Below are 24,038 nucleotides of genomic sequence, written 5' to 3' on the forward strand. Positions count from 1 at the left end.
GCCAACACATGGGAGATGACAGACAGATGAAAAAAATTCGGGTGGGAATCCTGGGAGTGGCCGCCGCAGCGGCGCTCTGCTTCACGGCGGGAGCCGTCTATCTCTATGCCAGGGGAGTGTGGCAGATGCCCATTCCGGCGGACCGGGCCCTCCCGGTGCTGATGTACCACCATATCGTGGAGGACGGTGAGCCGTGCAACGATATGACCATCACCGTGAGCCGTATGGAACAGGACCTGCGCTGGCTGACGGAACATGGCTACCACACTGTGCTGCCGCGGGAGTTGGCAGGGGGAGAGCCGCTGCCGGAAAAACCCCTTCTCATCACCTTTGACGACGGATACCGGAGCAACTACGAGCTGCTCTTCCCGCTGCTTCAGGCATACCAGATGAAAGCCGTGGTCTCTATTATGGTGTATATGCAGGACGTGTCCGCTGACAACTTCCTCAGCTGGGATATGTGCCGGGAGATGGCAGACTCCGGCCTGGTAGAGATCGGGTCCCATGCCTATTCGCTCCACAATCTGGGAGATCTGGGCGGAAACTTTGACCCGGGCGGCATCAACGGCATCCAAAGGGATCCGGAGGAGTCGGACAGTGCCTTTGAGGCCAGGGTGCTGGGGGATATTCAGAAGAGCCATGACCGCATTGCCCAGGAGGTGGGCCAGCCCGTCACCTTCTTCGCCTATCCCTTCGGCATTACCGAGCCGGACGCGGAGGCATTTGTGCATGAGCTGTTCCCGGTCACTGCGGTCACCAGACACGGCACAGCCGACTTGGGGAAGGGACTGCATGAGCTGCCACGCATGACCGTGACGATGGACAGGGAACTGGAGGACATTCTGAAGGACTGATGGAGGGGCCGCTTTTCCGGAGCAGGAAAAAGGACTCCGCAGGCACAGCCTGCGGAGTCCTTTTGACCGGGGATGGAGTTGGCGGCGGGCCGCCCTCAGGGGCTCCGGGGCAGATCCACTGTGCGGACCGTCTCATTGCCGGCCAGGTCCACCGCGTAAAAGGTATAAGGTCCGCCATTGCGCACCAGCAAGGTGGCGGCCCCCCACGCATTCAAGGGGAGGGGCGTCCCCGCGGCGCCGCCCTGGAAATTCGCTGCCGTGTATGTCCCGGCGGCATAAGCGGCGGAGCGGAAGTCGCCGTCCGGATCCTGGACTTGAACGGTCAGATACTGCTGCCCCCTCCACTGGAAGAGAGACAGGGAGAGAATGGGCGGACTGTCGGTATAGGCCGCCAGGTCCGGCTCCGTCCAGGTCCGCCCCTTCTGGGCCGCGGCCCCGGATGCCATGGCGGCACCCAGGTCCAGCATCCCGCCGGTAGCCGTCAGGCCGGTGAGGCTGTCCAGCTTTTGGACGGAGGATAGCAGGATGTCCTTCACGTCGGCCAGCGTGGCATCCGGAAACTGGGAGTAGAGCATGGCCGCCGCAGCACTGACCATAGGCGCCGCCATGGAGGTTCCTGTCATGTAACTGTATGAATTCCCGGGGGTGGTGCTTAAAATATGGGTGCCGGGGGCGGCTAGGTCCACAGAGGAGGCGCCGTAGCTGGAGGTAGGATCCAGGTTACCGTCGTATCGGAGGTTCGCCACGGTAATGAGGTTATCCAAGTGGTAGCTGGCCGGGTAGCTGGGGGCAAGCTCCAGGTCGGCGCCGTCGTTGCCGGCTGCCACTACGAACAGCATATCCGACGCCGCGATGGTGCGGTACAGCGCGGGGTCGTTTCTGGAAGAGCCCAGGCTCAGGTTGCAGATCCGGGCTCCGTTGGCCTCCGCGTACTGAATGGCCCGGATGATGGACGCCGTGGAGCCGCTGCCGTCCCACCCGCCCAGAGCCTTGACTGCCATGACTTTGACGTGGTCGCTCCGGACGATGCCGGCGATCCCGATGCCGTTGTCCGCATGGGCGGCGATGGTGCCCGCGCCGTGGGTGCCGTGGCTGTCCTCACTGCCCGTATAGACCTGATTGCTGCCGGAGTAGAAATTCCAGCCGTAGACATCGTCGATATAGCCGTTTCCGTCGTCGTCTACCCCGTTGCCGGGGATCTCGTCTTCGTTCACCCAGATGCGGCCCTCCAGATCAGCGTGGGTGTAGTCGATGCCGGTGTCCACCAGGGCCACCACCACATCCCGGCTTCCGCCGTCGTACAGGGCCCAGGCATCCTCCGCGCCGATGTCCACGCCGGCCGCGGCCTGCACGGTTCCGGTGCTCCCGGCGGATGCATCGGACTGCATCCACCAGGGGGCAATCCACTGCCACGGGGCGGAGGGGAGTGCAAAGGGATCATTGAAGACCGGATAGGGGTTCTCCTGCTCCTCCAGTTGGAAGCTGCCGTCGTTATACAGGGCCCACTGCTCCGCCAGCAGCGGGTCTGTGGTGGAGAGAGCGGTGCTTGTGTATGTGTAGTTGGGCTGGACCAGCGCCACACCCTCCTGCCGGGCCAGCTGCGGCAGCCCCTCCTCCAGGGAGGCGGCGTCCTCGTAGACGACCACCTCGGTCCTGCCGTCCTCATACAGGACCAGAACCTCACTGTCGGGGTATGCGGCGGGCTCCAGAACGGATGTCCCCGCCGGGACGGAATCGGTGCCCACAGCGGCTGCGCCCAGGGTCATGCCCTGCGCCAGCAGAAGCAGGGAGAGCAGCAGGCACACCGACCGTTTTACATGGTGAGAGACCCTCATGGCGTTCCTCCTATTCCGGGATGGTTCTCTGATGATGGGACCATGGTACACCCAAAAGCTAAAATGAGCCTGAAATGAGGGGAAACGGAGCCATCCGGCAGCCTGTCCCCTGTGTCAAGCATAGCAGACTTGCTCCCTGCTGTCCAGAGCGGCAGCGATTTTCCGGATTTGTGAAAGGCCATCCGGTGGGAAAATGAATTTGACACCGGTGCGGGAATCCGGTATTCTGAACGCATGGATACTGATTCCGGACACAAGATGAGAAAGGATGGATTATGGAAGCATTATACGGACTCCTGCTCCCGTTCCTGGGCACCTCCCTGGGCGCGGCGAGCGTGTTCTTTATGAAAAAGGCGATGTCGGACGGCCTGCAGAAGGGGCTGACGGGCTTCGCGGCAGGGGTGATGACGGCGGCGTCGGTTTGGAGCCTGCTGATCCCGGCTATTGAGCGGTCGGAGGAGCTGGGAAAGTGGTCCTTTGCACCGGCCGCCGCAGGCCTCTGGCTCGGCTTTCTGTTCCTGCTGGCGCTGGACCATATCATTCCCCATCTGCATTGGGGCAGCGCGCAGCCGGAGGGCCCCTCCAGCCGGCTGCGCCGGACCACCATGATGGTGCTGGCGGTAACGCTCCACAACATTCCGGAGGGGATGGCGGTGGGCGTGGTCTGCGCCGGATATCTGGCAGGGGACACGGAGATCACTGCTATGGGCGTGCTGGCGCTTTCCCTGGGCATCGCTGTCCAGAATTTCCCGGAGGGAGCCATCGTCTCCATGCCCCTGCGGGCGGAGGGCGAGGGGAAGCTCCGGGCCTTCGCCGGAGGCGTGCTATCCGGCGTTGTGGAGCCCATCGGCGCCCTGGTGACGATCCTGGCGGCGGAGCTGCTGGTGCCCGCCCTGCCGTATCTGCTGGGCTTTGCCGCAGGGGCCATGCTTTATGTGGTGGTGGAGGAGATGATTCCGGAGATGTCCCAGGGACGCCACTCCCACATCGGTGTGCTGGCCTTTGCTGCGGGCTTCAGCGTGATGATGGTGCTGGACGTGGCCCTGGGATGACGGTCAGGACAATTTCTGTCCGGTGTCTTTCTCCAGCTGTCCGCTGAGGCGTTCGCTCTGCGTGCCGAAATAGAAGGCGATAACAACGGAGAAGACAGTCAGAAAATCGTGGCTGGAGATACGGCCGGTGACGGCTAGGTCGGCAAATACAACGGTGAGGATCAGCGTCACAATACTTTTGACGCAGAGAAGATTGCTCAGACGTTTAATCAGAGCGGCAGGCATGGGGACCCCTCCCTGTTTCGGATGATTTTGCTCCATGATATGCGCCCCGCTCCGAAAAGACCCCGGCGGGGGAACAGGACGGGCGCCCTTCCACTAAACTGGAAGGGGAGCCCTGTGTTCCCCGAGCCTGTACAGAGGGGGGAAACGCATTTGAGCGAACGAGAAAAGCACATCTGCCTGGATCCAGGGCATGACGCGGGCAATCTGGCCAACAAGAGTCCGGATGGGACCTATTATGAGCATGTATTCACCCTGGACCTGGGGAAGCGGCTGGAGAAGCTGCTCACAGACCGGGGCGTCTCCGTGACCATGACCCGTACTGGCGGCGGGGCAGTAAGCCTGGCCAGACGGTGTGAGATCGCCAACAGCATCCCGGACCTGGACCTGTTCGTCAGCCTTCACAGCAATGCCGCCGCTGGGGGCGGCTGGTCCTCTGCCAAAGGGTGGAGCGTCTATCTCTACGGCCCCGGCGGCGACCGGGAGCGGGCGGCTCAGGACATCCTGGAGCAGGTGCGGGCGGCGGGCATCGCCGTGCGATCCACGCCGATTGTGTACGATCCGGAGCTCTATGTGCTGAAGCACACAAAGGCCCCGGCCGTCCTGCTGGAAAACGGCTTCCACACCAACCGGGAGGAGGCTGCCCTGCTGGGGCAGGCCGACTACCGCCAGAAGCTGGCGGTGGCAGAGGCCAAGGGAATTCTGGAGTATTTGGGCATCCCCTGGGTGGAGACCGAAGAAGAGACGGACTACCAGGCAGAAGCCAGGGCCGCCGTGGACTGGCTGACGGAAAACGGCATCATGCAGGGAAATGCGGAGGGAGACCTGATGTTGGACCAGCCGCTGACCCGCCGACAGTTCGCCGTACTGGAGTACCGGATCGCCAAGCTGGAAGGATTTGTCTGAGCACAGGCCCCGTATGAATATGCGGGGCCTGTATTTTCTTTGGGTAAATCGACGAAATTCGACATTGTTCGGCAATTTTTTTCCAAAAGTGAATTTTTATTCGTGTTAAAAATTTGGAAGATAATGTAAAATCCTCCGTAGAAGGAGGGTTTGCTATGCAAAAATATCAAAAAAAAAAGACACATCCAGGAAAAGAGCCCCTTTTGGAGAGAGCGGAGACTGGCGGGACTTTCCCAGGAAAAGGCTGCGGAACGCCTGGGAATTTCCACACGGACACTGCAAAAGTATGAGCGGGGAAAAGCGCAGCCCAGGTTCGACATGGTTGTCCGCATGGCAGAGATTTACGGCTGTGACCTCTATGCGTTTCTCTGCTCCCGGAGGGCAGGCGGCATGACCGGCTACCGGTATGCGCCGGTGCGCGTCCGCAGCTTCCGACCAGACTGTTCTTGTGTGTATGGCATTCTGGTCCGGAAGCTGGAGGGGGAACGGACGGTGGCGCTGACCGTCATCCCCGGGCTGTCGCCGGACAAAGAGGCGGTCCACCGCTTTGCGGAGTGGTGCGGCCGGGAACAGTTGGACCCCGCCCATCTGCCGGAGGCCATCCGGGCCGCATTCCCGGACACCGTCAAGACTCCGTGAGAGCGAGCACCCCCGCCGGAGAGTTCCCGGCGGGGGCGCTTCTGTCTCAGATTTTACAGCCGGGACGCAAAGTCGGCCATGGCCTCGGAGATCTTCAGTTGCTGAGGACAGACCGCCTCGCAGCTGCGGCAGCCGATGCAGGCGCTGGGCCACTTGTCCTGCGGCAGAGCAGAGAGGGCCATGGGGGCCAGGAAGCCGCCGCCGGTGAAGGCATGCTCGTTGTACAGCGCCAGCAGGGAGGGGATATCCAGCCCCTGAGGACAGTGGCTGACGCAGTAGTGGCAGGCGGTGCAGGGAAGGGCGGTCTTGCTGACCATGCGCTGGGCCTGGGCCAGCAGGCGGTCCATCTCCCTGCTGCTGAGGGGAACCCCCATCTGGAAAGTGGCGATGTTGGCCTTCACCTGCTCCAGGTCGGACATGCCGGAGAGAATCATGGTGACGCTGGGAATGGACTGCAGAAACCGGAAGGCCCAGGCCGGGATGGGTTCCTCGGGGCGCATGGCCCTCAGGGGGGCGGCCTCCTCGTCGGAAAGGCGGGCCAGGCGGCCGCCCCGCAGGGGCTCCATGACCCAGACGGGAATGTGCCAGCTATCCAGCAGCTCCACCTTTTCGCGGCCGTTCTGGAAGGTCCAGTCGATGTAGTTCAGCTGCAGCTGACAGAACTCCATATCCTTGCCGTAGGCGTCCAGAAACCGCTTCAGCACAGGCAGGTTCCCGTGGCAGGAGAAGCCTAGGTGGCGGATACGGCCGCGCCGCTTCTGCTCCATCAGATAGTCGTGGATGCCGTACTGCGGGTCCAGATAGGCGTCGATGTTCATCTCACAGACGTTGTGGAAGAGATAGAAATCAAAATAGTCCACCCGGCACTTTTTCAGCTGCTCCTCAAAAATCTCCTGCACCTTGGGCATGTTGGATAGGTCGTAACCGGGGAACTTGTCGGCAATGTAAAATTTTTCCCGGGGATGTTTGGCCAGGGCCTTACCCAGGGCAATCTCTGAGTTGCCGTTGTGATACCCCCAGGCGGTGTCGTAGTAGTTGACGCCGTTGGCCATGGCGCAATCCACCATCTCCTCCGCGGCGGCCTCGTCCACCACGGCGTCGTTGCCGCCCACCACAGGCAGGCGCATACAGCCCATGCCCAGAGCGGACAGCTTCAGGTCCTGAAAGTCCTTGTAAATCATCACGATTTCTCCTTTTCAGATTTAGGAAGGGGATACTGCCTTCTCCGGGAGACGAGGTGCCTCCACAGTGGGAAGTCCCCGGCCCGCCCTTGGGCGGAATCCCTCTATGAAAAGGATAGCACTTGGAGCGCACTCCAAGTCAAGAGGGGAAATCCTGCTTTTAGAAAGTCTTTTGTCCGGCTAAAGAAAAAAGCCCGCCGCCCCGTTCCGGGGCGACGGACCGGAGTCACGCCGGCTGCAGGTAGCCGGTGACGATGCCTAGCAGGGCGGACAGCAGGATGATGACGATGGGATGGAGCTTCTTGTGGGTCAGGACCGCCATCAGGGCGAAGATGGCCAGAGAGCAGACCAGGGGATACGCCGTCACCGCCGCCAATCCCTCCGGCAGGAACACCGTCTGCCCCACCGAGACCACCGCGGCGCCGATCATGCCGATCACAGCCGGACGCAGTCCGCCCATGGCGCCGCTGACGATGGCGCTGGAGCGGAAGGCGGCGTAGAACCGGGCCACCAGCAGGATTATGAGGAAGGAGGGCAGCACCACCCCCAGCGTGGCGCAGAAGGCGCCGGGCAGGCCCGCCAGCTCCGCCCCCACATAGGTGGAGACGTTCACCGCAAAGGGGCCCGGCGTACTCTCGCTGACGGCGATGAAGTTCACCAATTCTTCCGCCGTCATCCAGCCCTTGGCCTGGACATCCGCCTGGATGAGCGGCAGCATGGCATAACCGCCGCCGATGGTGAACAGGCCGATCTTGAAGAAGGTCAAAAACAGCTCCAGATACAGCATCACACAGCCCTCCTTTTCGCCATGCGGGCGGAGAGCAGCCCCACCGTCGCGCTGGCCAGGATCACCAGCACCGCATCCACGCCGCAGAAGGCCGTCAGCACAAAGGCACTCGCCATGACGGCATAGGAAACAGCGCCCTTGGGGCTCTGCCGGTACATGGACAGCAGTGCCTTCAAAAGCAGGGCCAATACGCCGGCCCGGATGCCGTTGAAGGCGTATTGGACCACCGCCAGGTCCGAGAACTGCCGCAGCACAAAGGAGACGGCGTAGATCACCAGGAAGGAGGGCAGCACCACGCCCAGCGTGGCGCAGAAGGCGCCGAGGGTGCCGCATACCTGTATCCTACGAAGGTGGCGGTGTTGATGGCAATGGGGCCCGGTGTGGACTCGGCAATGGCGACAATGTCCAGAATGTCCCGGCCCTCCAGCCAGCGGCGGCGTTCCGTCACCTCACGCTGGATCAGGGGGATCATGGCATAGCCTCCGCCAAAGGTGAAGGCGCCGATTTTGGAAAAAGTCCCGAACAGCTGACGGGCTTTGGTCAGATCTGTGGGCATGGAAACCGCTCCTTTCGCGCTCTTGGATTTCTCCCCCAGCGTACGCTTTTTCGTGACATCCATCAATCTATATGATAAAATAAAAAGCATAATAAAATAATTATGAATAGGGGGGAGTGCCGTGACACTGCGGCATCTGGAGATCTTTTCCGCCGTCTGCGTCCAGGAGAGCTTCACCAGGGCGGCGGAGCAGCTGAATATGGCACAGCCGGCGGTGAGCCTGGCCATCCGGGAGCTGGAGGTGTTTTACAACGTGCGGCTGTTCGAGCGGATGAACCGCCGGGTCTATCTGACAGAGGCAGGGCGTACGCTGCGGCAGTATGCGGACACCGTGCTGTCCCAGTTTCAGGAATCGGTGGAGGTCCTGCGGGAGAGCGGCGCCCAGGGGGCCTGCCGCTTCGGCGTCCACGTGACGCTGGGCGAGACCCGCCTTGCGGGTATCCTGGCGCATCTGGCAGAGGCGCTGCCTGAGATCACGGTCCGGGCCAGTATTCACAACTCCAGGGAGACAGAGCGGATGATCCTGCAGAACGAACTGGATTTTGCCGTAGTGGACAATGTCACCGTCTCGCCCCACTACCTGGTGGAGCCCCTGTGCGGTGAGGAGCTGGCGGCAGTGTGCGCCCCCGGCTATCTGGAGGGAAAGAACTCCCTGACTCTGGCGGAGCTGGCGGAAGAGCGGCTGCTGTTGCGGGAGCGGGGCAGCGGCACCCGGAACAGTGTGGATGCCGGCCTGCAGGGAGCGGGCGCCACGGCGCAGCCGGTAGTGGAGAGCGTCAGCACCGCTGCCCTGCTGGCCTGCGCCCGGGCGGGGCCTTGGGATCACGCTGCTGCCCCGGTCTCTGGTGGTGACGGACCTGGAGCGGGGGGACCTTCGGGAGCTGGCTGTGGAGGACGGCGGGTTTCACAGGAGCTATTTCCTGGTGCGCCACCGCAGCAAGTATCTGACGGACGGCATGAAGCGGGTGATCCGAGTGCTGCGGGAACACCTGGGCGGAGAGCAGCCGTGAGGTGGAAAGACCCTGCCGAAAGACACGGCGCCCCGGCGGAATCTGGGCGGTTCCACGCAGCGTTTGTTGTGGGAGCAGGCCGGATTTGATATACTGGCCCCAGGTGATGAAGTATGGATCGGACAAAGACCGGGGCGCTGATCGCAGCAGCCCGGAAAGAACAGAATATGACCCAGAAGGAGCTGGCCGCGGCCTTGCATGTGTCGGACCGGGCGGTCTCCAAATGGGAGCGGGGCGCCGGGTTCCCGGACATCTCCCTGCTGGAGCCTCTGGCGGATACTTTGGGGCTGGGCGTGCTGGATCTGCTGCGGGGGGAGCGGGGGACAGTGCCGGAGCCGGAGCCGACGATCCGGCAGGCCCTGGCCTTTCTGGCCCGGCAGGCAAAGGAGCGGACCCGGAGAAAGTGGAGTCAGGTGCTGGGCGGCACCTGTGCTTTGCTGATGGCGGGCTTTGTCCTCTTTGCAATTCTGGACCGGGCCGGGGTGTTCCTTCAGGAGATCTCTTTGGAAGTGCCGGCCACCGTATATAGTGCGGAAGGGGTGTCGGCCGGGGAGACGACAGTTGCCATAGATGGTTCGGTGAAAATTCTGGGAGACCGCTCTTTTGAGGGGCAGTTTGCTATCCACGAAGTGGAAACTACCTGCCGGGAGGGTGTCCATGCGAACATCCGGTGGGATGCCATGTGGACAGACGCCCAGGACATCCTGTTCTACCGGCCGGGGGATAACCTTTCTCTCGGTGTCGAGCGGATGCTGTATATCACGGAAAGCATGGAATCTTTTGGCCTTCGGCTGGAGGATGGGACCATCATTGCCACGGATGAGGCCTATGTGCCGCTGTTGATGTCCGGCTACTACTATTCCATCCGCCCGATTTTCTCCAATCAATTCTGAAACGGCCGCACAACCAATGATTTTGCAAAAGAGCAAAAAGAGCCCGGACGCTGAACAGACGTCCGGGCTTTTAGCAGTCCCCTTTTATCCCAATTTATCGGCCAACCGCTTGGCGATCTCGTCCAAAAATTCCTCACTGTCCACACCGCGGGCCTGGAAGCCGGGCTCTACCAGCCCCAGCAGATCTTTTGTCATCACGCCGTCTTTCAGCGTCTCCAGGGAGGCATCCTCCAGCGCTTGGCCGAACTGCACCAGCTCCGGCAGACCGTCCAACTCGCCCCGCCGCTTCAAACCGCCGGACCAGGCGAAGATGGTGGCGATGGGGTTGGTGGAGGTCTTCTCCCCCTTCAGGTACTTGTAGTAGTGCCGGGTGACGGTGCCGTGGGACGCCTCGAACTCCATGGTGCCGTCCGGAGATACCAGCACGGAGGTCATCATGGCAAGACTGCCGAAGGCGGTGGCCACCATGTCGCTCATCACGTCGCCGTCGTAGTTTTTCAGCGCCCAGATGAAGCCGCCCCTAGAGCGGATCACCCGCGCCACCGCGTCATCGATGAGCGTGTAGAAGTAGGTGAGGCCCAGCCTTTCAAACTCCACCTTGTAGGTGGTCTCATACTCCTCCTCGAAGATCCGTTTGAACTCTCCGTCGTAGACCTTGGAGATGGTGTCCTTGGTGGAGAACCACAAGTCCTGCCGCTGATTGATGGCGTACTGGAAGCAGCTGCGGGCAAAGGCACGGATGCTCTTCTCCGTGTTGTGCTGGCCCTGCCACACGGCGGGACCGCTGACCGTCTGAACGGTGAGGGTCTTCTCCGCGCCGCTCTCGCCCTTGAAGGTGAGGGTGGCGGTGCCCGGCTCCTCGGTCACCATGTCCACAGCCTTGTACATATCGCCGTAGGCGTGGCGGGCGATGGTGATGGGCGCCTCCCAGTTCTTCACAACCGGGTGGATCATGGGCAGGACAATGGGCGCCCGGAAGGCGGTGCCGTCCAAAATCGCCCGGATGGTGCCGTTGGGGCTCTTCCACATCTCCGTCAGCTGGGGGTACTCCTCCATCCGCTGGCGGTTGGGGGTGATGGTGGCGCACTTCACCGCCACGCCCAGGCGCTTGGTGGCGTTGGCGGCGTCGATGGTCACCTGGTCCCGCGTCTCGTTCCGATGGAGCAGGCCCAGGTCATAGTACTCCGTTTTCAGGTCCACGAAGGGCAGGATCAGCTTTTCCTTGATCCAGGCCCACAGAACCCGGGTCATCTCATCGCCGTCCATCTCCACCAGGGGGGTGGTCATCTTGATTTTATCCATGGTCTCAACCTCGCCAATCATTAGAAATTTCGGAGCCCGGCGCAGCCGGACCACTTTGAATCATTTTCGCCAGGGCACCCTCCAGAGGGGCCTCTCTCGCCCCTCCGGGGCAATTCCCCTTCTGTGCCTGCCGAAAATGCTTTGACCTAGCCGCCCTGGGCGGTGCCTCCAGTGACCGATGTCACTGGGAAACAGCCAAAACGCCGCCCGTGGCGGAAAAGTGAGGCTGTTTCGAGACAGCGGCACGATTGACGGCCCAGACAGGGCCGGGAATCATAATGCTGCAACGGCAGAGGCAAATGGGGGATCTGAAGAGGGGAGGAAGTCCCCTCTTTAATTACGCTTGGCGTAATAGTTCATCAGGCATCCGTCGAGAATGATTTCCTTCTCATCGTCCGTCAGGCCTTTCACATGGAGCATCAGGCCCTCTACGGCGCCGTCCGTCCTGATGACCCTAGCCGGGATATCCTCAATGCCGTTCTCAATGGCCTGGCGGATGCCGGGGACGAACACACAGTCGCCGGGGGCGTAGTCAAAGGACGTGCCCGCGTCCAGTGTGAAGGGCAGGATTCCCCAGTTGATGCAGTTGGAGCGATACCGCTTGGTGGCGAACTCATAGCAGATGTTGGCAAAGCCCCCCAGCACCTTCTGGCAAGAGGCCGCCTGTTCCCGGGCGGAGCCGTCGCCGGGCTTGTTGGCAAAGACACAGGAGCCGAACTGAGTGGTTTTCACCAGCGCGGAGCCGTCGCCCACCTTGTCCAGAATGGCGGTGAGCTTCTCCGGGGCGTCCCCCCCCAGCCGTTCCGCCTCAATCTCCGCCACGGCCTTGGCCCGGCCCACGTAGGCAGGCTCCCGGCGGGACAGGGTGAACTCCGCCAGCCGCAGGGGGTTGGACCGGTAGGAGGAGGTCTCGCCGGAGGGGATCAGCTCGTCGGTGGTAGTGACGGGATCGTGGAGCACCGCCGCCAGCTCCACCAGCAGATTTTCCGCCAGGGGCTGCATCTTCGGCCAGTCCGTGATGTTGGGGCCCATCACCAGCTCCACGCTGGGATCCGCCTTGCCGAAGCCGTAGTACAGCCGCCGGTCATAGACGCCCTTGTCGAAGTGGTAGTCGTGGTGGACGGAGGTGTAATCGATGTCTGTGGCGGCGGTGATCCGGCCGCCGTTGGCCGCCGTGGCGGCAATGGAGCGGGCGTCCATCAGGCACACGCCGGCGAACTGGCCCTCCGCGGGCTTGGATCCCTCCCGGTTGGGGAAGTTCCGGGTGGTGTGCCGCAGGCTCAAGCCGTTGTTGGCAGGCACGTCTCCCGCGCCGAAGCAGGGGCCGCAGAAACTGGGCTTGATGACGGCGCCGGTCTCCAGCAGGTCCGCCGTGGCACCGATCTTCGTCAGCTCCAGACTGACGGGGACACTGGTGGGGTATATGTCCAGAGTGAAGGCACCGTTGCCGGTGGAGCCGCCCCGGAGGATGTCCGCCGCCTCGGTAATGTTGTCGAAGAGGCCGCCGGCGCATCCGGCGATGACACCCTGATCCGCCCAGACGCCGCCGTCACGGATTTTGTCCGTGAGCTTCACATGGGCCTTAGGATACCGCTTCTGGGCGTCCGCCTCCACAGCCGCCAGGATGTCGGCGGCATTCTCCAGAAACTCATGGATGGTCCAGGCATTGGATGGGTGGAAGGGCAGGGCGATCATGGGCTCGACCTTGGAGAGGTCGATCTCGATGTACTTGTCGTAGTAGGCTCCGTCCGCCGGGTGCAGCTCCCGGTAATCCTCCGGCCGCTGGTGGGCGCGGTAGAAGCCCTCCGTCACGCCGTCCGTCTCCCAAATGGAGGAGAGGCAGGTGGTCTCGGTGGTCATCACGTCGATGCCATTGCGGTAGTCGATGGGGAGAGCTGCAATACCGGGGCCGCAGAACTCCAAAACGCAGTTATTGACGAAGCCGCTTGCAAAGGTGGCCTTCACCAGGGCAATGGCCACGTCGTGGGGCCCCACGCCCCGGCGGGGCGCGCCGGTGAGGTACACCAGCACCACCTTGGGATAGTTGATGTCCCAGGTGTTCTTCAGCAGTTGCTTGGCCAGCTCCGGGCCGCCCTCACCCACGGCCATGGTGCCGAGAGCCCCGTACCGGGTATGGGAATCGGAGCCCAGGATCATGGTGCCGCCCTTCGCCATCTGCTCTCTTGCATAGGAGTGGATGACGGACTGGTTGGCAGGCACGTAGATACCGCCGTACTTTTTCGCGGCAGAGAGGCCGAAGACATGGTCATCCTCATTGATAGTGCCGCCCACGGCACACAGGCTGTTGTGGCAGTTGGTAAGCGCATAGGGGATGGGAAACTCCTTCATGCCGGAGGCCCGGGCCTGCTGGATAATGCCCACATAGGTGATGTCGTGGGACACCATGGCGTCAAAGCGGATCTGCAGGTGCTCCGGATCGCCGGAGATGTTGTGGGCCTGGAGAATGGACCAGGCCATGGTCCGTTTCCGCCCCTCCTCCGGAGAGACCGGGCCGGCAGCAGCGGGGACGCCGCCCGCCAGGAACACGCCGTTGTTATGAAGTGTTATCATATCAAGAGACCTCCTGTGTGTCACGGGGGAGCCGTGTTTCTCCCACCCAATATACCATATCGCCGTCCGGATGAAAAGTCATTTTGCAGGAAAAAGCCCCGCTTCCTGCAAATTCGGAGGAGTCGCCAAGAAAACAGCCCTAGGAGAAGCGAAGCGGCGACATTTTGCAGAGCCATACGAACTCAACGGAGCGTTGCTTGCGTTCCAGCGGAATTTCGGGTATCCTGTGGGAGAGGTGAGAAGAGATGCATGACCAAGACACCGGGACGCTGCTCCGGCGCCTGCGCCTGGAGCGGGGGTGGACCCAGCGGCAGGCGGCGGAACTGCTGGGCGTCAGCGCTCAGGCCGTCAGCAAGTGGGAGCGGGGCCAGGGCTGCCCGGACGTGGGGATGCTGCCGCGCCTTGCGAAGATTTTTGGCGTCAGCGTGGAGGGAATTCTGGACGGAGACCTGCTTCCGGCGGCGCCGGATGGAGGAAATATGAAAAAAATACAGTTTTACGTGTGCCCGGACTGCGGCAACATTCTGACAGCTGCGGCGGGAGGGCAGCTTGCCTGCTGCGGCCGGCGGCTGGAGCCCCTGGAGGTCCGGTCCGCAGATCCGGATCACGCCGTAACGGTCCAGGAGGTGGAGGAGGACTGGTATGTCACCTTCCGCCACCCCATGGACAAGGGGCACTATATCCGCTTTACCGCTTGTGTGACACCGGACCGGCTGCTGCTGGCGCGGCTGTATCCGGAACAGGGCAGCGAGTTCCGCATCCCCCAGCTGCGGGGCGGGGCGAAGCTGTACCTTTGCTGCTCCTGCCACGGGCTGTTCCAGGCGAAGCTGCCGTGAGATGCAAAAGAGAGGACCGTCTTTGACGGTCCTCTCTTTTGACAGGTCACTTCGCTCAAATGGTGGATTTGGAGGAGCTGCGGCGGGCCATGAACCACACGAACACGGCCACAGCGGCGCAGATAAGGGCACGCCAGCCCCAGCTGCCCAGCCCCACCAGCAGGATCACCAGAATCAGCATGGGCAGGATGAACTGGAAGTAGATCTTGAACCTGGGGGACATCCCCAGGCCGGTGCCCTTGTTGGCTTCCGCCAGATACTTGTCAAAGCCCCAGCCCCACTTGCTGACGCAGAACAGCAGATAGATCAGGGAGCCGATGGGCAGCAGCAGATTGCTCACCAGGAAGTCCTCGATATCCAGGATCTGGCCGGTGGCGCCGCTGGGCAGGGACGCCTCGAAATACCAGAGATTGTAACCCAGCACACAGGGCATGCTGGCCAAGAGGATGAAGATTCCGCAGACGATGGTGGCTTTTTTCCGGGACCAGCCGAAGTTGTCCATGCAGCTGGCCATAATGTTCTCGAACACCGCCAGCACCGTGGTGAAGCTGGCGAAGGTCAGGAACAGGAAGAACAGGGCGCCCCACAGCCGGCCGCCGGTCATGCTGACGAACACCCGTGGCAGGGTCATAAAAATCAGGGATGGTCCCTGGCCGGGTTCCAGACCAAAGCTGAAGCAGGCGGGGAAGATGATCATGCCGGACATCAAGGCCACAAAGGTGTCCAGGCAGCAGATCCGCACGGCCTCGCCGGGCAGGCGGTTGGCGTCGGACATATAGCTGCCGAAGATTTCCATGGCGGCGATGCCCAGGCTCAGGGTAAAGAAGGACTGGTTCATGGCGGCCACGATCACATTGCCGATGCCGACCTCCGCGGCCCGCTCAAAGTCCGGCACCAGATAGAATTTCACGCCCTCCATAGCGCCGTCCAGGGTCAGGCTGTTGATGGCCAGAATGACGATCAGTGCCAGCAGGCAGATCATCATCCACTTGCTGATCCGCTCCAGCCCCTTCTGCAGACCGAAGCTGCACACGATGAAGCCCGCCAGCACGATGATTACCATATAGAGCGTCATCTCGCCGGGATTGGCCAGCATATCGGTCCAGACTGTGTCTACATCAGAGGGCTGCATGCCGCTGAAGGTGCCGGAGGCGAACTTGAAGCAGTAACCCAGCATCCAGCCGGAGACCGTGGTGTAGTACATCATCAGCAGGCAGCACCCGATTACGCACAGCCAGCCGTGGATGTGCCAGCGGCTGCCCTTGGGCTCCAGGGCCTTGTAGCCCAGCACGGCGCTCTTGCGGCTGGCACGGCCCACCGCCAGCTCCATGGTCAGAATGGGAACCCCCATGATGACCAGGGAGATGATGTAGAACAACACGAATACGCCGCCGCCGTTGACACCGGTGACGTAGGGGAATTTCCACACATTGCCGATGCCGATGGCGCAGCCGGCGCTTACCAGAATGAATCCCAGCCGGGATCGGAAATTTTCGCGACTCAAACTTCTCTCTCCTTCTCTTTTTCACATTCGCCGAAAAATTCGGCGGACAGACATTCCATATCTTAAACCGGATGAAAAGAGAAGTCAACATTCTTTTCCCCCGGGGGAAGGTCTTGCGGCCCGGCGCGGCGTCTGCTATGATGATAAAAAGGAGGAGATCATAATGAACATCCTGATCGTTGTGGATATGCAGAACGACTTTGTGTCCGGCGCTCTGGGGACACCGGAGGCGCGGCGGATCGTGCCTGCTGCGGCGGAGCGGGTGGCCGCAGGCATCCGCCGGGGGGAGCGGATTTTCTTCACCCGGGACACCCATGGGGCGGACTATCTCCATACCCGGGAGGGGCGGAACCTGCCTGTACCCCACTGCATCCGGGGGACCGAGGGCTGGGAGATCGTCGAGCAGCTCCGGCCTGCCAGCGCAGGACAGGCCATTCTGGACAAGCCCTCCTTCGGCAGCGCGGAGCTGGGGCGTCTGCTGGCGGAGGAGAATGAAAAGGAACTCATTGAAAAGGTGACGCTGATCGGCCTCTGCACCGACATCTGCGTGATTTCCAACGCCTTGCTGGTGAAGGCGTTCCTGCCGGAGGCAGAGGTAGCGGTGGATGCCGCCTGCTGCGCAGGTGTCACCCCGGAGAGCCATCGGACCGCGCTTGCGGCCATGAAGAGCTGCCAGATCACCGTGGAACATGAGGCGTTGCCCTTGTAATGATTTCAACGGAATTTGTGGCTGTTTTGCGATGATTTCCCGGATTTTTTGCGGTTTGCTGAGAAAAAGGGGGGGGGATCGTATGCGTAGATGCCGATTCGCCTGCGTCGGGGCGCTGCTACTGGCCCTGCTGCTGACCGGCTGCGGCAAGGCGGGAACGGCACCGGAGGACGGCGGGGCCGATTTTTCGGAGACGGAACAGGTGGAGACACCGGAGGCCGCCGACGCCCTGACGGTGAAGGAGATCGCCCAGGTGAACGAGGCCTTCGCGCCTTTTAAGGAGCGGGAGAACGTCTCATACGTCAATTCCGTCTGCAGCTTCTTCACCTCTTACTATGAGCGGCCGGAGGACCTGGACCTGGTGGAGTTTCTGCGCTACATGGGGATCGGGGGCACGGTGGAGGACGAGGCTGAGTTCCAGGCCCTGAAGGGGGCCGGGGGCTGGCCCTTCCAGGGGGTGGACTCCCTGGACCGGATGCCGGTGCCCATCCACCGGTACCGGCGGACGGAGCTGGACGCGTACCTGGAGGAGCACGCCGACATCACCACGGCAGACCTGACGAATGTGCCGGAGAGCTCCGGGGAGCTGGTGTACTTGCCGGAGACCGACGCCTTCTACAACTTCACCAGCGACGCCGGCCCCGGCATGTTCATCTGCGAGGCCGGCCGGTGGGAGGGGAAGCTGCTAGTCCTCACTGGAGGAGGCAAAGAGCTGACACTGGAGGCGGCGGAGGACGGCCGGTATCTCTTCCGGTCCTTCCTGCCCTTGGAAGAGGCGGAGATATGACGGAAAAGGGACAGCAAAGGACCCGCGGCGTACACCGCGGGTCTTTTCCTGCTTTGATTTTAGTCAATGCTGATCTGCCGGCTGGAGGAAACCTCCACTGTCTTCTTGGGCAGCTTCAGTGTCAGCACACCGCTGTCGTAGGAGGCGGTAATACCCTCCGCCCGGATGCCGGAGACGTCGAAGCTCCGGCTGTACGCGCCGTAGGAACGCTCACAGCACACGTACTTCCCCTTTTTCTCCTGCTCTTCATGTTCGGAGTGACGTTGGGCCTGGATGGTGAGGGTGTCGCCGTCCAGCTGCAGCTGGATGTCCTCCTTCTTGAAGCCGGGCAGGTCGGCCTTCAGCTCGTAGTAGTCGCCTTCATCGGTGATGTCGGTTTTGAACTCCGCCAGACCGCGGCCGGAGAAGAAGTCGTTGTTGAAAAGGCGACGCTCCATCTCCTCCATCTCGGAGAAGGGATTCCAGGTGCTCATAGAATTTCTGCGGTAAGGTCTCATTTCAAACATAATCAATTCCTCCTATCAAATCCTGATGATCCGTAGTTGGGACCGACGGCAGATGGATCATGGAGGGTGATGCCGCCGGGCGGAACAGGTGCCTTTCAAAGACCTTCTGTTCTTCTTTTCAAGTATTATGATAGGATGGAAAATCGGATATTGTGTGTCATTTGTTTGAACGATCTGTGAATTTTAGCACTCTGGTATCGAGAGTGCTAATTTTGCGCATTCATAAAAGCACATAGAAGATCCCGCCCAGCATGATAAACAGGCTTAGCCCGGCGCCCAGACCGGGGAAATACTCGTTTCCATCGCCGGAGACAACTTTCTTGATGGCGTCGATCAGAAAGATCACAAAGGTGAAGGGGGCAAAAATGCACAGGAAAAAGCATGCCCCCAGAAGAAATTCCAGCATATTCGCTCTCCTCACACGTAGCTCTGCGTGGTGACATCGAACACGCCGCGGGTGGTGATCCGCAGGGAGGGGATTACCGGCAGGGCCATGAAGCTCAGGGTCATGAAGGGGTCAATGCCCGGATTGACGCCCAGCTCGTGGGCCTTTGCCTTGGCGAATTCCAGCTTTTCGTTGACAGATGTCAGGGACTCATCGCTCATGATGCCTGCGATGGCCAGAGGGACTTCTGCCACCGACTTGCCCTGGTCCCAGACTACGATGCCACCGTTCAGCTCCACCACCCGGTTGGCTGCGGCGGCGCAGTCGTCCTCGCTGGTGCCCACCACGATAATGTTGTGGGAGTCGTGGGAGACGGATGTGGCCACAGCGCCGGATTTCAGACCGTAGCCCTGGAGAAAGCCGATGCCGATATGATGGGTGTTCTTGTGGCGCTCCACCACGGCAATCTTCAGCACGTCATACTCCACGTCGATCCGGTCGGAGTAGCCGGCGTCCACCGTGGTGATCTCCCCGTTCACCATGCCGATGATGCCCCGGGGCCGGGCATCCGTAAAGTCCTCCGCCGTCAGGTGCTCCACATGGAAGGTGCTGTGGGCCCGTTCGGTGAGATAGGGGTCGATGGCCGGGGCGGGGAAGTCCTTCACCACGCCGTGGTCCACCATCAGCTCGCCCTTCTTGAAGACTCTCTCGATGTTGAAGTCCTGGAAGCTGTCGATGATGACGAAGTCCCCCAGGTAGCCCGGGGCGATGGCGCCCCGGTTGTTCAGCAGGAAGTACCGGGCGGCGTTGTGGCAGGCCACCTTCACGGCGGTGATGGGCTCCACCCCCAGGCCGATGGCCCGCTTGACGATGTAGTCGATATGGCCCTTCTCCAGCAGGTCGTTGGGGTGCTTGTCGTCGGTGCAGAACATGCATCGCTCGGAGTATTTGTCGCACAGCAGGGGGGCAAGGGCGTCCAGGTTCCGGGCGGCAGTGCCCTCCCGGATCATGATAAACTGCCCCCGCTCCAGCTTGGCGATGGCGTCGTTCAGGTCGTGGCACTCGTGGTCGGAATAGACGCCGGCGGCGATGTAGGCGTTCAGGTCGTTGCCCACCAGATCCGGCGCGTGGCCGTCGATCTTCTTGTGGTGGGCCTGGGCGGCCACGATCTTCTCCACCGGCTGGTCGTCCCCGGCGATGATGCCTACGAAATTCATCATCTCCGCCAGTCCCTGGACCCGGGGGTGGTCATAGAAGGAGTCGATGGCCCGGTAGTCCAGGGACGCGCCGGACTCGTCCAGGGGCGTGGCCGGCACACAGGAGGGCAGCATAAACCGCACGTCCACCGGCAGGCCCTCCGTGGCCTGGAGCATGTACTCGATGCCGTCGGTACCCATGACGTTTGCGATCTCATGGGGGTCGGTGATGACGGTGGTGGTGCCGTGGGGCAGCACGGCCTTCACGAACTCCTTGGGAGAGACCAGGGAGCTCTCCAGATGGATGTGGGCATCCAGAAAGCCGGGCAGGACGATTTTACCCGTGCAGTCCTCCTCTACCGTGCCGGAGTATTGGCCCATGCCCACGATCAGCCCCTCTGCCACGGCGATGTCCGCATGACAGAGCTCGTTGGAGAAGACGTTGACATAGGTGGCGTTCTTCAGCACCAGGTCCGACGGCTCCCGCCCGGCGGCGGCGTTGATGATGCGGCGCTTTTTCAGCAGCTTCCGGTTGATCTTGCCAGCGTAGCTCTCAGACATAGAACCACTCCTTTTATTTAGATTTTAAGCCATTATCCAGACTTATAGAAAATATAAATCAGGATAATGGCATCTGGTTAAGGAGAGTATACGCCCAAATCCGGTATTTGTCCACAGAAAACGGAAGAAAATTTTTGCGCGGCAGCAGTCGCGGATGCAACTGCATAAAATGGCGGCTTCTGGTAAACTTATTCCATCAAGAGAAACATGCGGGATGTCCGGCGGCGGATCCGCCAGAAAGGAAATCAATATGGACAACAAGGCATATCAGAAGATGGACTACGCCCTTTGTCTGCTCTCTGCGGCAGCGGACGGCAAGCGCCACGGCTGCATCGTCAACTCCTTCCACCAGGTGACCTCTTCCTTCCCGCCCAAGTTCACCGTGGCGGTGAACAAGGACCACGAGACCTGCAAGGCCATTCAGGCGGCGGGGAGCTTCTCCGTTACCCTGTTGGGTGCGGACGCGCCGGGGGAGATCATCGACCTGTTCGGCTACAAGTCCGGCCGGGTGACGGACAAGTTCGCCGGCCGGGCGGCGGAGACCGACAGCAACGGCAATCCATACCTGAAGGAGCACATGGTCTCCCGCATCGCATGCAAGGTGGTGGACCAGATGGAGATCGGCAGCTTCCTCCTTTTCGTGGGCCAGGCCACAGAGGCGGAGGTGTTGGGAGACGGGAGGGTGCTGACCCTCCAGGCCTATACGGACCGGGGCAAGGCCACGCCGCCCACTGCCACCGTGTACCGCACGGTAGAGATCAACGGCTACCGCTGCACTGTCTGCGGTTATGTCTATGAGGGAGAATCCCTGCCGCCGGATTTCCGCTGCCCCTTGTGTCACGCCCCGGCGGAGAAATTTGTGAAGATCGAGAAATAAAGGACAAGCCCCGCGCCGGGACGGTGCGGGGTTTGCTTTTTGGATAGGCTGTATGGTACAGTGGGAAAAAGGAGGCGGCGGATATGAAAATACTTGCCTGCGGGCTTCTTTCGGCCATGCTGCTGGCCGGTACAGCGGCGGCGCTGGAATCAATCAGCCAACCCATTGCCACCAGCGGATACACTTACTATGCCATCCGAGCGGACGGCGCCCTGCTGGCCTGGGGAGACAGCTTCCACGGCGCGGTGGGCCCCACGGACCAGGACCCGCTGCCCTGGGAGGAGGCCAATGTCCTGCTGGAGAATGCCCGGTATGTGGACGCGGGGTTTATCACGGCCGCCGCCATTGACGAGGATGGGACCCTCTGGGGCTGGGGCGGCCACGCGGGCCGGACCTTCGGCGAGGAGGAGCCGTACCGGCTGCTGGAGGACGTGGTGTCCGTGTCAGTCGGGGAGACGGAATGTTCTGCCCTGTGCGCTGACGGGACGGTGTGGACCTGGGGCGCCCGGTCCGGAGTGTCCCTGGAGGAACATCAGGATGATCCCTACTATCCGCCCACCCAGGTACTGGACCAGGTGGTTCAGCTGTTTGGGGATTTGGCGGTGAAGGAGGATGGGACGCTGGTGCGGGTCTGGTTTGACGGGGATACCTGTACCGCGGCACCTTTGATGGAACATGTGGCCGCTGTGGGCAGTCTGTACTGCGGAATTCAGGACCCTGCCATGCTAGTCCAGGGGTAGGATGGCAGTCTCTGGCGTGTGCCCTGGGAGAATAATCTGTCGGATACAGTCCAGTGGCAGTCCCTGGGCCAGCCGGAAAAACTGCTGGAGGATGTGGTGCAGTTCACCAGATGTACCGCTGTGACGGCGGACGGAACTCTCTGGGCCTGGGGCAGCGACCGCCCGGCCATGCTGCGGGACGGTCTGGTGGACCCGGAGGACCCCTATGACACGGAGGCCTGTGACGGCATTGTGCGGATCACGAACGGTGTGGTTTGTGCCGTCCCCTGCAGCGACCGGACCCTGGCGGTGTTGGCGGACGGCTCCCTGTGGCAGTTCCCCAGCGCCGGGTTTCTCCCGGAGTGGGAGACGTCACCGGACCGGAGCCCCGCTGCGCCGGAAAAGCTGCTGGACCAGGTCCGGATGCCCTCCCCGTCCCCGGCCTGGGCAGCGGATGCCCCGCCGCCTGCTGTGTTGAAATCGGCCTCCCTTGAAGCTTGGGAGGCACGGCAGGCCGATGCGGCTGATGCGGAGATGGGACCAGATTCGCTGCCCGTTCAGGAAGAGTCCCCTGCTGAACGCACAGGGGGTCAGGAGATCCTGGAGCTGGGAGTCCTCGCGGCCTCCCTCCCGGGGCTGCTTCTGGCGGCCTGGATACGGGGCCGGAAGAAGTGAACGATGCCAAAGACGCGCCTGTGGAACTTCCATAGGCGCGTCTTTGTGATTATCCCTCCAGAGGACGGATTTCCAGATAGTAGTGAGGCTCCGCCAGATCCAGCGATACCTGGGTAACACCGTTTTCCAGATCAAAGCCCAGGTTCTGCCGGACGATCTCAATGGTGTCCGTGTTCACCAGGGCGGCGGTCTGGCCGGTGAACTCCAGCGTGGATCCCAGGGCCGTCACCAGATCATAGCCCTGGAGGCCCACGTTCTCCGAACCAGAGCAGCCGTAGTCATAGCTGGGTGCCTTCCAAAAAGAAGCCGCCACAGTAACACTGCCGCCTGCCGGGACGGTGACGGGGAAGGACAGGTACAGCACCCGCTCCTGGGACAGGGCTTCCATCAGGATCTCATCCAGCCGGCCGTCGCTGTACCGGTCCTTGGGGGTGCCGGAGAAGAGGCCGTACTGCTCCAGCAGCTGCCACACCAATCCCTGGTACTGCGCCTGAGAGAGATACCGGAAGGGGCTTTCCTGCCCGCGGCCCAGGCTGAACTGCTCAAATTCCGCCTGATAAGCCCGGCACAGCAGGTCCAGCACATCGGCCAAGGTGGTCTCCCGGCGGGTGACGGTGCAGGACACCCCATCGATCTCCTGGTCACAGCCGCCGTCGGCATACCCCTGGAGGACATAATCGCCGATGTCATCACCCAGGACGATCAGAATTTTTGTTTCCGTCTCTCTCCGGACACCGTCGGGAACGAAATAGCTGTACTGGCACCAGCCCCGGTCCGCATCCCGACTCATGCCGTTGAAGCCGTAGGAGAGGACTGTGGTGGCCTCTGGGTCGGTAGTGAAGGTCACCGCCTGGGTAGCGGCGTTGTATTCCTCATGGGGCGCGGCGAAATCCGTGAACTGATATACAGTCACCGGGACCTCCGGGGCAGCAGTTTCCTCCATCGCCCGGGACAGGTATTCTCCGTCTGCCAGAAGTGCCTGATAATCGGCCCATTCGTCCGGCGGGGCCAGGTTCCAGGTGGAGCCGTCCGGCTCCCCGGCGTCCTGAAAGCCTCCGGCGTAGCCGCCGGAGAGCACAGAGAAACCGGTCCCCCCGCTATCCACGGTGACAGCAGCGTTCAGCTCGGGAAAGTCCAGCCAGCTGGTGGAGACGGGGTAGAGGGCGTTGACCGTCACACTGCCGTCAGCAGGATTGGTCAGCGTGTAGCTGTCTGTCACCTGGGCCCCCCACTGTCGGGGGGATCCATCCTCATAGGAGCCGGGGGCAAAATCCCAGGTGACGGTCCGCCCTGCGGTCAGGCGGGTGTTCGTTTCCGCCGTGGTCAGCGGAAAGACCGGCCCGGCGTAGGACAGGAAGGTAGTGCCCGGGCTGTGGCCGTCACCGCCGGATTCTCCACCGGCCAGCGCGGCATCTCCGGGGCTGCCGGTGCCCGCTCCCAGATTCGATTGCCACAGTCCCCACGCCCCGGCGCAG

24 protein-coding genes and 1 pseudogene are annotated in these 24,038 nt (G+C 61.9%); 13 read left to right on the plus strand and 12 right to left on the minus strand.

Annotation, left to right across the window (positions count from 1 at the left end; translation table 11 throughout):
• Nucleotides 1-26: 26 nt before the first annotated feature.
• Nucleotides 27-854 (plus strand): polysaccharide deacetylase family protein, encoded by an 828-nt coding sequence (locus OCV80_RS09045; RefSeq protein ID WP_025544520.1) that lies wholly within the window; start codon nt 27-29, stop codon nt 852-854.
• A gap of 95 nt (nt 855-949) precedes the next feature.
• On the opposite strand, the gene OCV80_RS09050 is transcribed toward OCV80_RS09045, so the two are convergent.
• A complete protein-coding gene (locus tag OCV80_RS09050; protein ID WP_249390784.1) occupies nt 950-2,689 on the minus strand; it encodes a S8 family serine peptidase in 1,740 nt (579 codons plus the stop codon).
• 275 nt (nt 2,690-2,964) lie between these two features.
• On the opposite strand from OCV80_RS09050, the gene OCV80_RS09055 reads away from it, so the two are divergent.
• Nucleotides 2,965-3,741 (plus strand): ZIP family metal transporter, encoded by a 777-nt coding sequence (locus tag OCV80_RS09055; RefSeq protein ID WP_021751549.1) that lies wholly within the window; start codon nt 2,965-2,967, stop codon nt 3,739-3,741.
• 3 nt (nt 3,742-3,744) lie between these two features.
• Here OCV80_RS09055 and OCV80_RS09060 read toward each other — a convergent pair whose 3' ends face one another.
• The gene (locus OCV80_RS09060; RefSeq protein ID WP_136890781.1) at nt 3,745-3,966 is read right to left on the minus strand and encodes a hypothetical protein; all 222 of its coding nucleotides are present in this window, start codon (nt 3,964-3,966) and stop codon (nt 3,745-3,747) included.
• A 150-nt stretch (nt 3,967-4,116) separates the two neighbouring features.
• On the opposite strand from OCV80_RS09060, the gene OCV80_RS09065 reads away from it, so the two are divergent.
• The 3 genes from OCV80_RS09065 (at nt 4,117) to OCV80_RS09075 (ending at nt 5,508) form a co-directional block, all read left to right on the plus strand.
• Nucleotides 4,117-4,869: an N-acetylmuramoyl-L-alanine amidase family protein gene (locus OCV80_RS09065; protein WP_158629685.1), complete on the plus strand. Its 753-nt coding sequence runs from the start codon at nt 4,117-4,119 to the stop codon at nt 4,867-4,869.
• A gap of 155 nt (nt 4,870-5,024) precedes the next feature.
• The gene (locus OCV80_RS09070) at nt 5,025-5,159 is read left to right on the plus strand and encodes a hypothetical protein (protein ID WP_256264218.1); all 135 of its coding nucleotides are present in this window, start codon (nt 5,025-5,027) and stop codon (nt 5,157-5,159) included.
• The gene (locus OCV80_RS09075) at nt 5,131-5,508 is read left to right on the plus strand and encodes a DUF6514 family protein (RefSeq protein WP_353866956.1); all 378 of its coding nucleotides are present in this window, start codon (nt 5,131-5,133) and stop codon (nt 5,506-5,508) included. The genes OCV80_RS09070 and OCV80_RS09075 overlap by 29 nt, the downstream gene beginning before the upstream one ends.
• Before the next feature lie 53 nt (nt 5,509-5,561).
• On the opposite strand, the gene OCV80_RS09080 is transcribed toward OCV80_RS09075, so the two are convergent.
• The 3 genes and pseudogenes from OCV80_RS09080 to OCV80_RS16570 form a co-directional block, all read right to left on the minus strand.
• Nucleotides 5,562-6,689 (minus strand): aldo/keto reductase, encoded by a 1,128-nt coding sequence (locus tag OCV80_RS09080; protein WP_119311347.1) that lies wholly within the window; start codon nt 6,687-6,689, stop codon nt 5,562-5,564.
• Between the two features lie 226 nt (nt 6,690-6,915).
• Nucleotides 6,916-7,476 carry a chromate transporter gene (locus OCV80_RS09085; protein ID WP_119311346.1) on the minus strand — a complete coding sequence of 187 codons (561 nt, stop codon included), beginning with the start codon at nt 7,474-7,476 and terminating at the stop codon, nt 6,916-6,918.
• A pseudogene (locus OCV80_RS16570) lies at nt 7,476-8,260 on the minus strand (chromate transporter). The gene OCV80_RS09085 and the pseudogene OCV80_RS16570 overlap by 1 nt, the downstream one beginning before the upstream one ends.
• Here OCV80_RS16570 and OCV80_RS09100 point away from each other — a divergent pair.
• Both OCV80_RS09100 and OCV80_RS09105 read left to right on the plus strand, forming a co-directional pair.
• Nucleotides 8,154-9,131, plus strand: a complete 978-nt coding sequence (locus OCV80_RS09100) for a LysR family transcriptional regulator (protein ID WP_267288367.1) — start codon at nt 8,154-8,156, stop codon at nt 9,129-9,131. The pseudogene OCV80_RS16570 and the gene OCV80_RS09100 overlap by 107 nt on opposite strands.
• A gap of 24 nt (nt 9,132-9,155) precedes the next feature.
• Complete coding sequence (locus OCV80_RS09105; RefSeq protein ID WP_119311344.1) at nt 9,156-9,935, plus strand: helix-turn-helix domain-containing protein; 780 nt, start codon at nt 9,156-9,158, stop codon at nt 9,933-9,935.
• 84 nt (nt 9,936-10,019) lie between these two features.
• Here the strand turns inward: OCV80_RS09105 and OCV80_RS09110 are convergent, their stop codons facing one another.
• Nucleotides 10,020-11,237 (minus strand): NADP-dependent isocitrate dehydrogenase, encoded by a 1,218-nt coding sequence (locus OCV80_RS09110; RefSeq protein WP_119311929.1) that lies wholly within the window; start codon nt 11,235-11,237, stop codon nt 10,020-10,022.
• A gap of 333 nt (nt 11,238-11,570) precedes the next feature.
• Nucleotides 11,571-13,808 (minus strand): hydratase, encoded by a 2,238-nt coding sequence (locus OCV80_RS09115; protein ID WP_119311343.1) that lies wholly within the window; start codon nt 13,806-13,808, stop codon nt 11,571-11,573.
• 245 nt (nt 13,809-14,053) lie between these two features.
• On the opposite strand from OCV80_RS09115, the gene OCV80_RS09120 reads away from it, so the two are divergent.
• The gene (locus tag OCV80_RS09120; RefSeq protein WP_021751565.1) at nt 14,054-14,644 is read left to right on the plus strand and encodes a helix-turn-helix domain-containing protein; all 591 of its coding nucleotides are present in this window, start codon (nt 14,054-14,056) and stop codon (nt 14,642-14,644) included.
• Nucleotides 14,645-14,699: 55 nt separating this feature from the next.
• Here the strand turns inward: OCV80_RS09120 and OCV80_RS09125 are convergent, their stop codons facing one another.
• Nucleotides 14,700-16,148 (minus strand): sodium-dependent transporter, encoded by a 1,449-nt coding sequence (locus OCV80_RS09125; RefSeq protein WP_021751566.1) that lies wholly within the window; start codon nt 16,146-16,148, stop codon nt 14,700-14,702.
• A 163-nt stretch (nt 16,149-16,311) separates the two neighbouring features.
• On the opposite strand from OCV80_RS09125, the gene OCV80_RS09130 reads away from it, so the two are divergent.
• Nucleotides 16,312-16,857, plus strand: coding sequence for a cysteine hydrolase family protein (locus OCV80_RS09130; RefSeq protein ID WP_174233000.1), 546 nt, complete (start codon nt 16,312-16,314; stop codon nt 16,855-16,857).
• Nucleotides 16,858-16,939: 82 nt separating this feature from the next.
• Nucleotides 16,940-17,644: a hypothetical protein gene (locus tag OCV80_RS09135; protein ID WP_158629684.1), complete on the plus strand. Its 705-nt coding sequence runs from the start codon at nt 16,940-16,942 to the stop codon at nt 17,642-17,644.
• Nucleotides 17,645-17,703: 59 nt separating this feature from the next.
• Here OCV80_RS09135 and OCV80_RS09140 read toward each other — a convergent pair whose 3' ends face one another.
• The 3 genes from OCV80_RS09140 to ade form a co-directional block, all read right to left on the minus strand.
• A complete protein-coding gene (locus OCV80_RS09140) occupies nt 17,704-18,150 on the minus strand; it encodes an Hsp20/alpha crystallin family protein (RefSeq protein ID WP_051319925.1) in 447 nt (148 codons plus the stop codon).
• A gap of 220 nt (nt 18,151-18,370) precedes the next feature.
• On the minus strand, nt 18,371-18,556 hold the full coding sequence (locus OCV80_RS09145) for a hypothetical protein (protein ID WP_119311339.1): 186 nt from the start codon (nt 18,554-18,556) through the stop codon (nt 18,371-18,373).
• A gap of 11 nt (nt 18,557-18,567) precedes the next feature.
• A complete protein-coding gene (ade, locus tag OCV80_RS09150; RefSeq protein WP_136890778.1) occupies nt 18,568-20,292 on the minus strand; it encodes an adenine deaminase in 1,725 nt (574 codons plus the stop codon).
• Nucleotides 20,293-20,542: 250 nt separating this feature from the next.
• On the opposite strand from ade, the gene OCV80_RS09155 reads away from it, so the two are divergent.
• The 3 genes from OCV80_RS09155 (at nt 20,543) to OCV80_RS09165 (ending at nt 22,563) form a co-directional block, all read left to right on the plus strand.
• Nucleotides 20,543-21,169: a flavin reductase gene (locus tag OCV80_RS09155; protein WP_025544273.1), complete on the plus strand. Its 627-nt coding sequence runs from the start codon at nt 20,543-20,545 to the stop codon at nt 21,167-21,169.
• Nucleotides 21,170-21,252: 83 nt separating this feature from the next.
• The gene (locus OCV80_RS09160) at nt 21,253-21,909 is read left to right on the plus strand and encodes an RCC1 domain-containing protein (protein WP_136890777.1); all 657 of its coding nucleotides are present in this window, start codon (nt 21,253-21,255) and stop codon (nt 21,907-21,909) included.
• An 18-nt stretch (nt 21,910-21,927) separates the two neighbouring features.
• Complete coding sequence (locus OCV80_RS09165; RefSeq protein WP_136890776.1) at nt 21,928-22,563, plus strand: hypothetical protein; 636 nt, start codon at nt 21,928-21,930, stop codon at nt 22,561-22,563.
• A gap of 49 nt (nt 22,564-22,612) precedes the next feature.
• Here the strand turns inward: OCV80_RS09165 and OCV80_RS09170 are convergent.
• On the minus strand, nt 22,613-24,038 hold a 1,426-nt coding region (locus OCV80_RS09170; RefSeq protein ID WP_267288368.1), incomplete at its 5' end, for a hypothetical protein.

Origin of the sequence: Oscillibacter acetigenes (assembly GCF_025567605.1) — a bacterium.
Lineage (GTDB): Bacteria > Bacillota > Clostridia > Oscillospirales > Oscillospiraceae > Oscillibacter > Oscillibacter welbionis.

Excerpts from the sequence above, each read along its gene's own strand:
- OCV80_RS09045 (WP_025544520.1), top strand. The coding sequence starts at position 27 with ATGAAAAAAATTCGGGTGGGAATCCTGGGAGTGGCCGCCGCAGCGGCG.
- OCV80_RS09050 (WP_249390784.1), bottom strand. The coding sequence starts at position 2,689 with ATGAGGGTCTCTCACCATGTAAAACGGTCGGTGTGCCTGCTGCTCTCC.
- OCV80_RS09055 (WP_021751549.1), top strand. The coding sequence starts at position 2,965 with ATGGAAGCATTATACGGACTCCTGCTCCCGTTCCTGGGCACCTCCCTG.
- OCV80_RS09060 (WP_136890781.1), bottom strand. The coding sequence starts at position 3,966 with ATGCCTGCCGCTCTGATTAAACGTCTGAGCAATCTTCTCTGCGTCAAA.
- OCV80_RS09070 (WP_256264218.1), top strand. The coding sequence starts at position 5,025 with ATGCAAAAATATCAAAAAAAAAAGACACATCCAGGAAAAGAGCCCCTT.
- OCV80_RS09080 (WP_119311347.1), bottom strand. The coding sequence starts at position 6,689 with ATGATTTACAAGGACTTTCAGGACCTGAAGCTGTCCGCTCTGGGCATG.
- OCV80_RS09085 (WP_119311346.1), bottom strand. The coding sequence starts at position 7,476 with ATGCTGTATCTGGAGCTGTTTTTGACCTTCTTCAAGATCGGCCTGTTC.
- OCV80_RS09105 (WP_119311344.1), top strand. The coding sequence starts at position 9,156 with ATGGATCGGACAAAGACCGGGGCGCTGATCGCAGCAGCCCGGAAAGAA.
- OCV80_RS09110 (WP_119311929.1), bottom strand. The coding sequence starts at position 11,237 with ATGGATAAAATCAAGATGACCACCCCCCTGGTGGAGATGGACGGCGAT.
- OCV80_RS09115 (WP_119311343.1), bottom strand. The coding sequence starts at position 13,808 with ATGATAACACTTCATAACAACGGCGTGTTCCTGGCGGGCGGCGTCCCC.
- OCV80_RS09120 (WP_021751565.1), top strand. The coding sequence starts at position 14,054 with ATGCATGACCAAGACACCGGGACGCTGCTCCGGCGCCTGCGCCTGGAG.
- OCV80_RS09130 (WP_174233000.1), top strand. The coding sequence starts at position 16,312 with ATGAACATCCTGATCGTTGTGGATATGCAGAACGACTTTGTGTCCGGC.
- OCV80_RS09135 (WP_158629684.1), top strand. The coding sequence starts at position 16,940 with ATGCGTAGATGCCGATTCGCCTGCGTCGGGGCGCTGCTACTGGCCCTG.
- OCV80_RS09140 (WP_051319925.1), bottom strand. The coding sequence starts at position 18,150 with ATGTTTGAAATGAGACCTTACCGCAGAAATTCTATGAGCACCTGGAAT.
- OCV80_RS09145 (WP_119311339.1), bottom strand. The coding sequence starts at position 18,556 with ATGCTGGAATTTCTTCTGGGGGCATGCTTTTTCCTGTGCATTTTTGCC.
- ade (WP_136890778.1), bottom strand. The coding sequence starts at position 20,292 with ATGTCTGAGAGCTACGCTGGCAAGATCAACCGGAAGCTGCTGAAAAAG.
- OCV80_RS09155 (WP_025544273.1), top strand. The coding sequence starts at position 20,543 with ATGGACAACAAGGCATATCAGAAGATGGACTACGCCCTTTGTCTGCTC.
- OCV80_RS09160 (WP_136890777.1), top strand. The coding sequence starts at position 21,253 with ATGAAAATACTTGCCTGCGGGCTTCTTTCGGCCATGCTGCTGGCCGGT.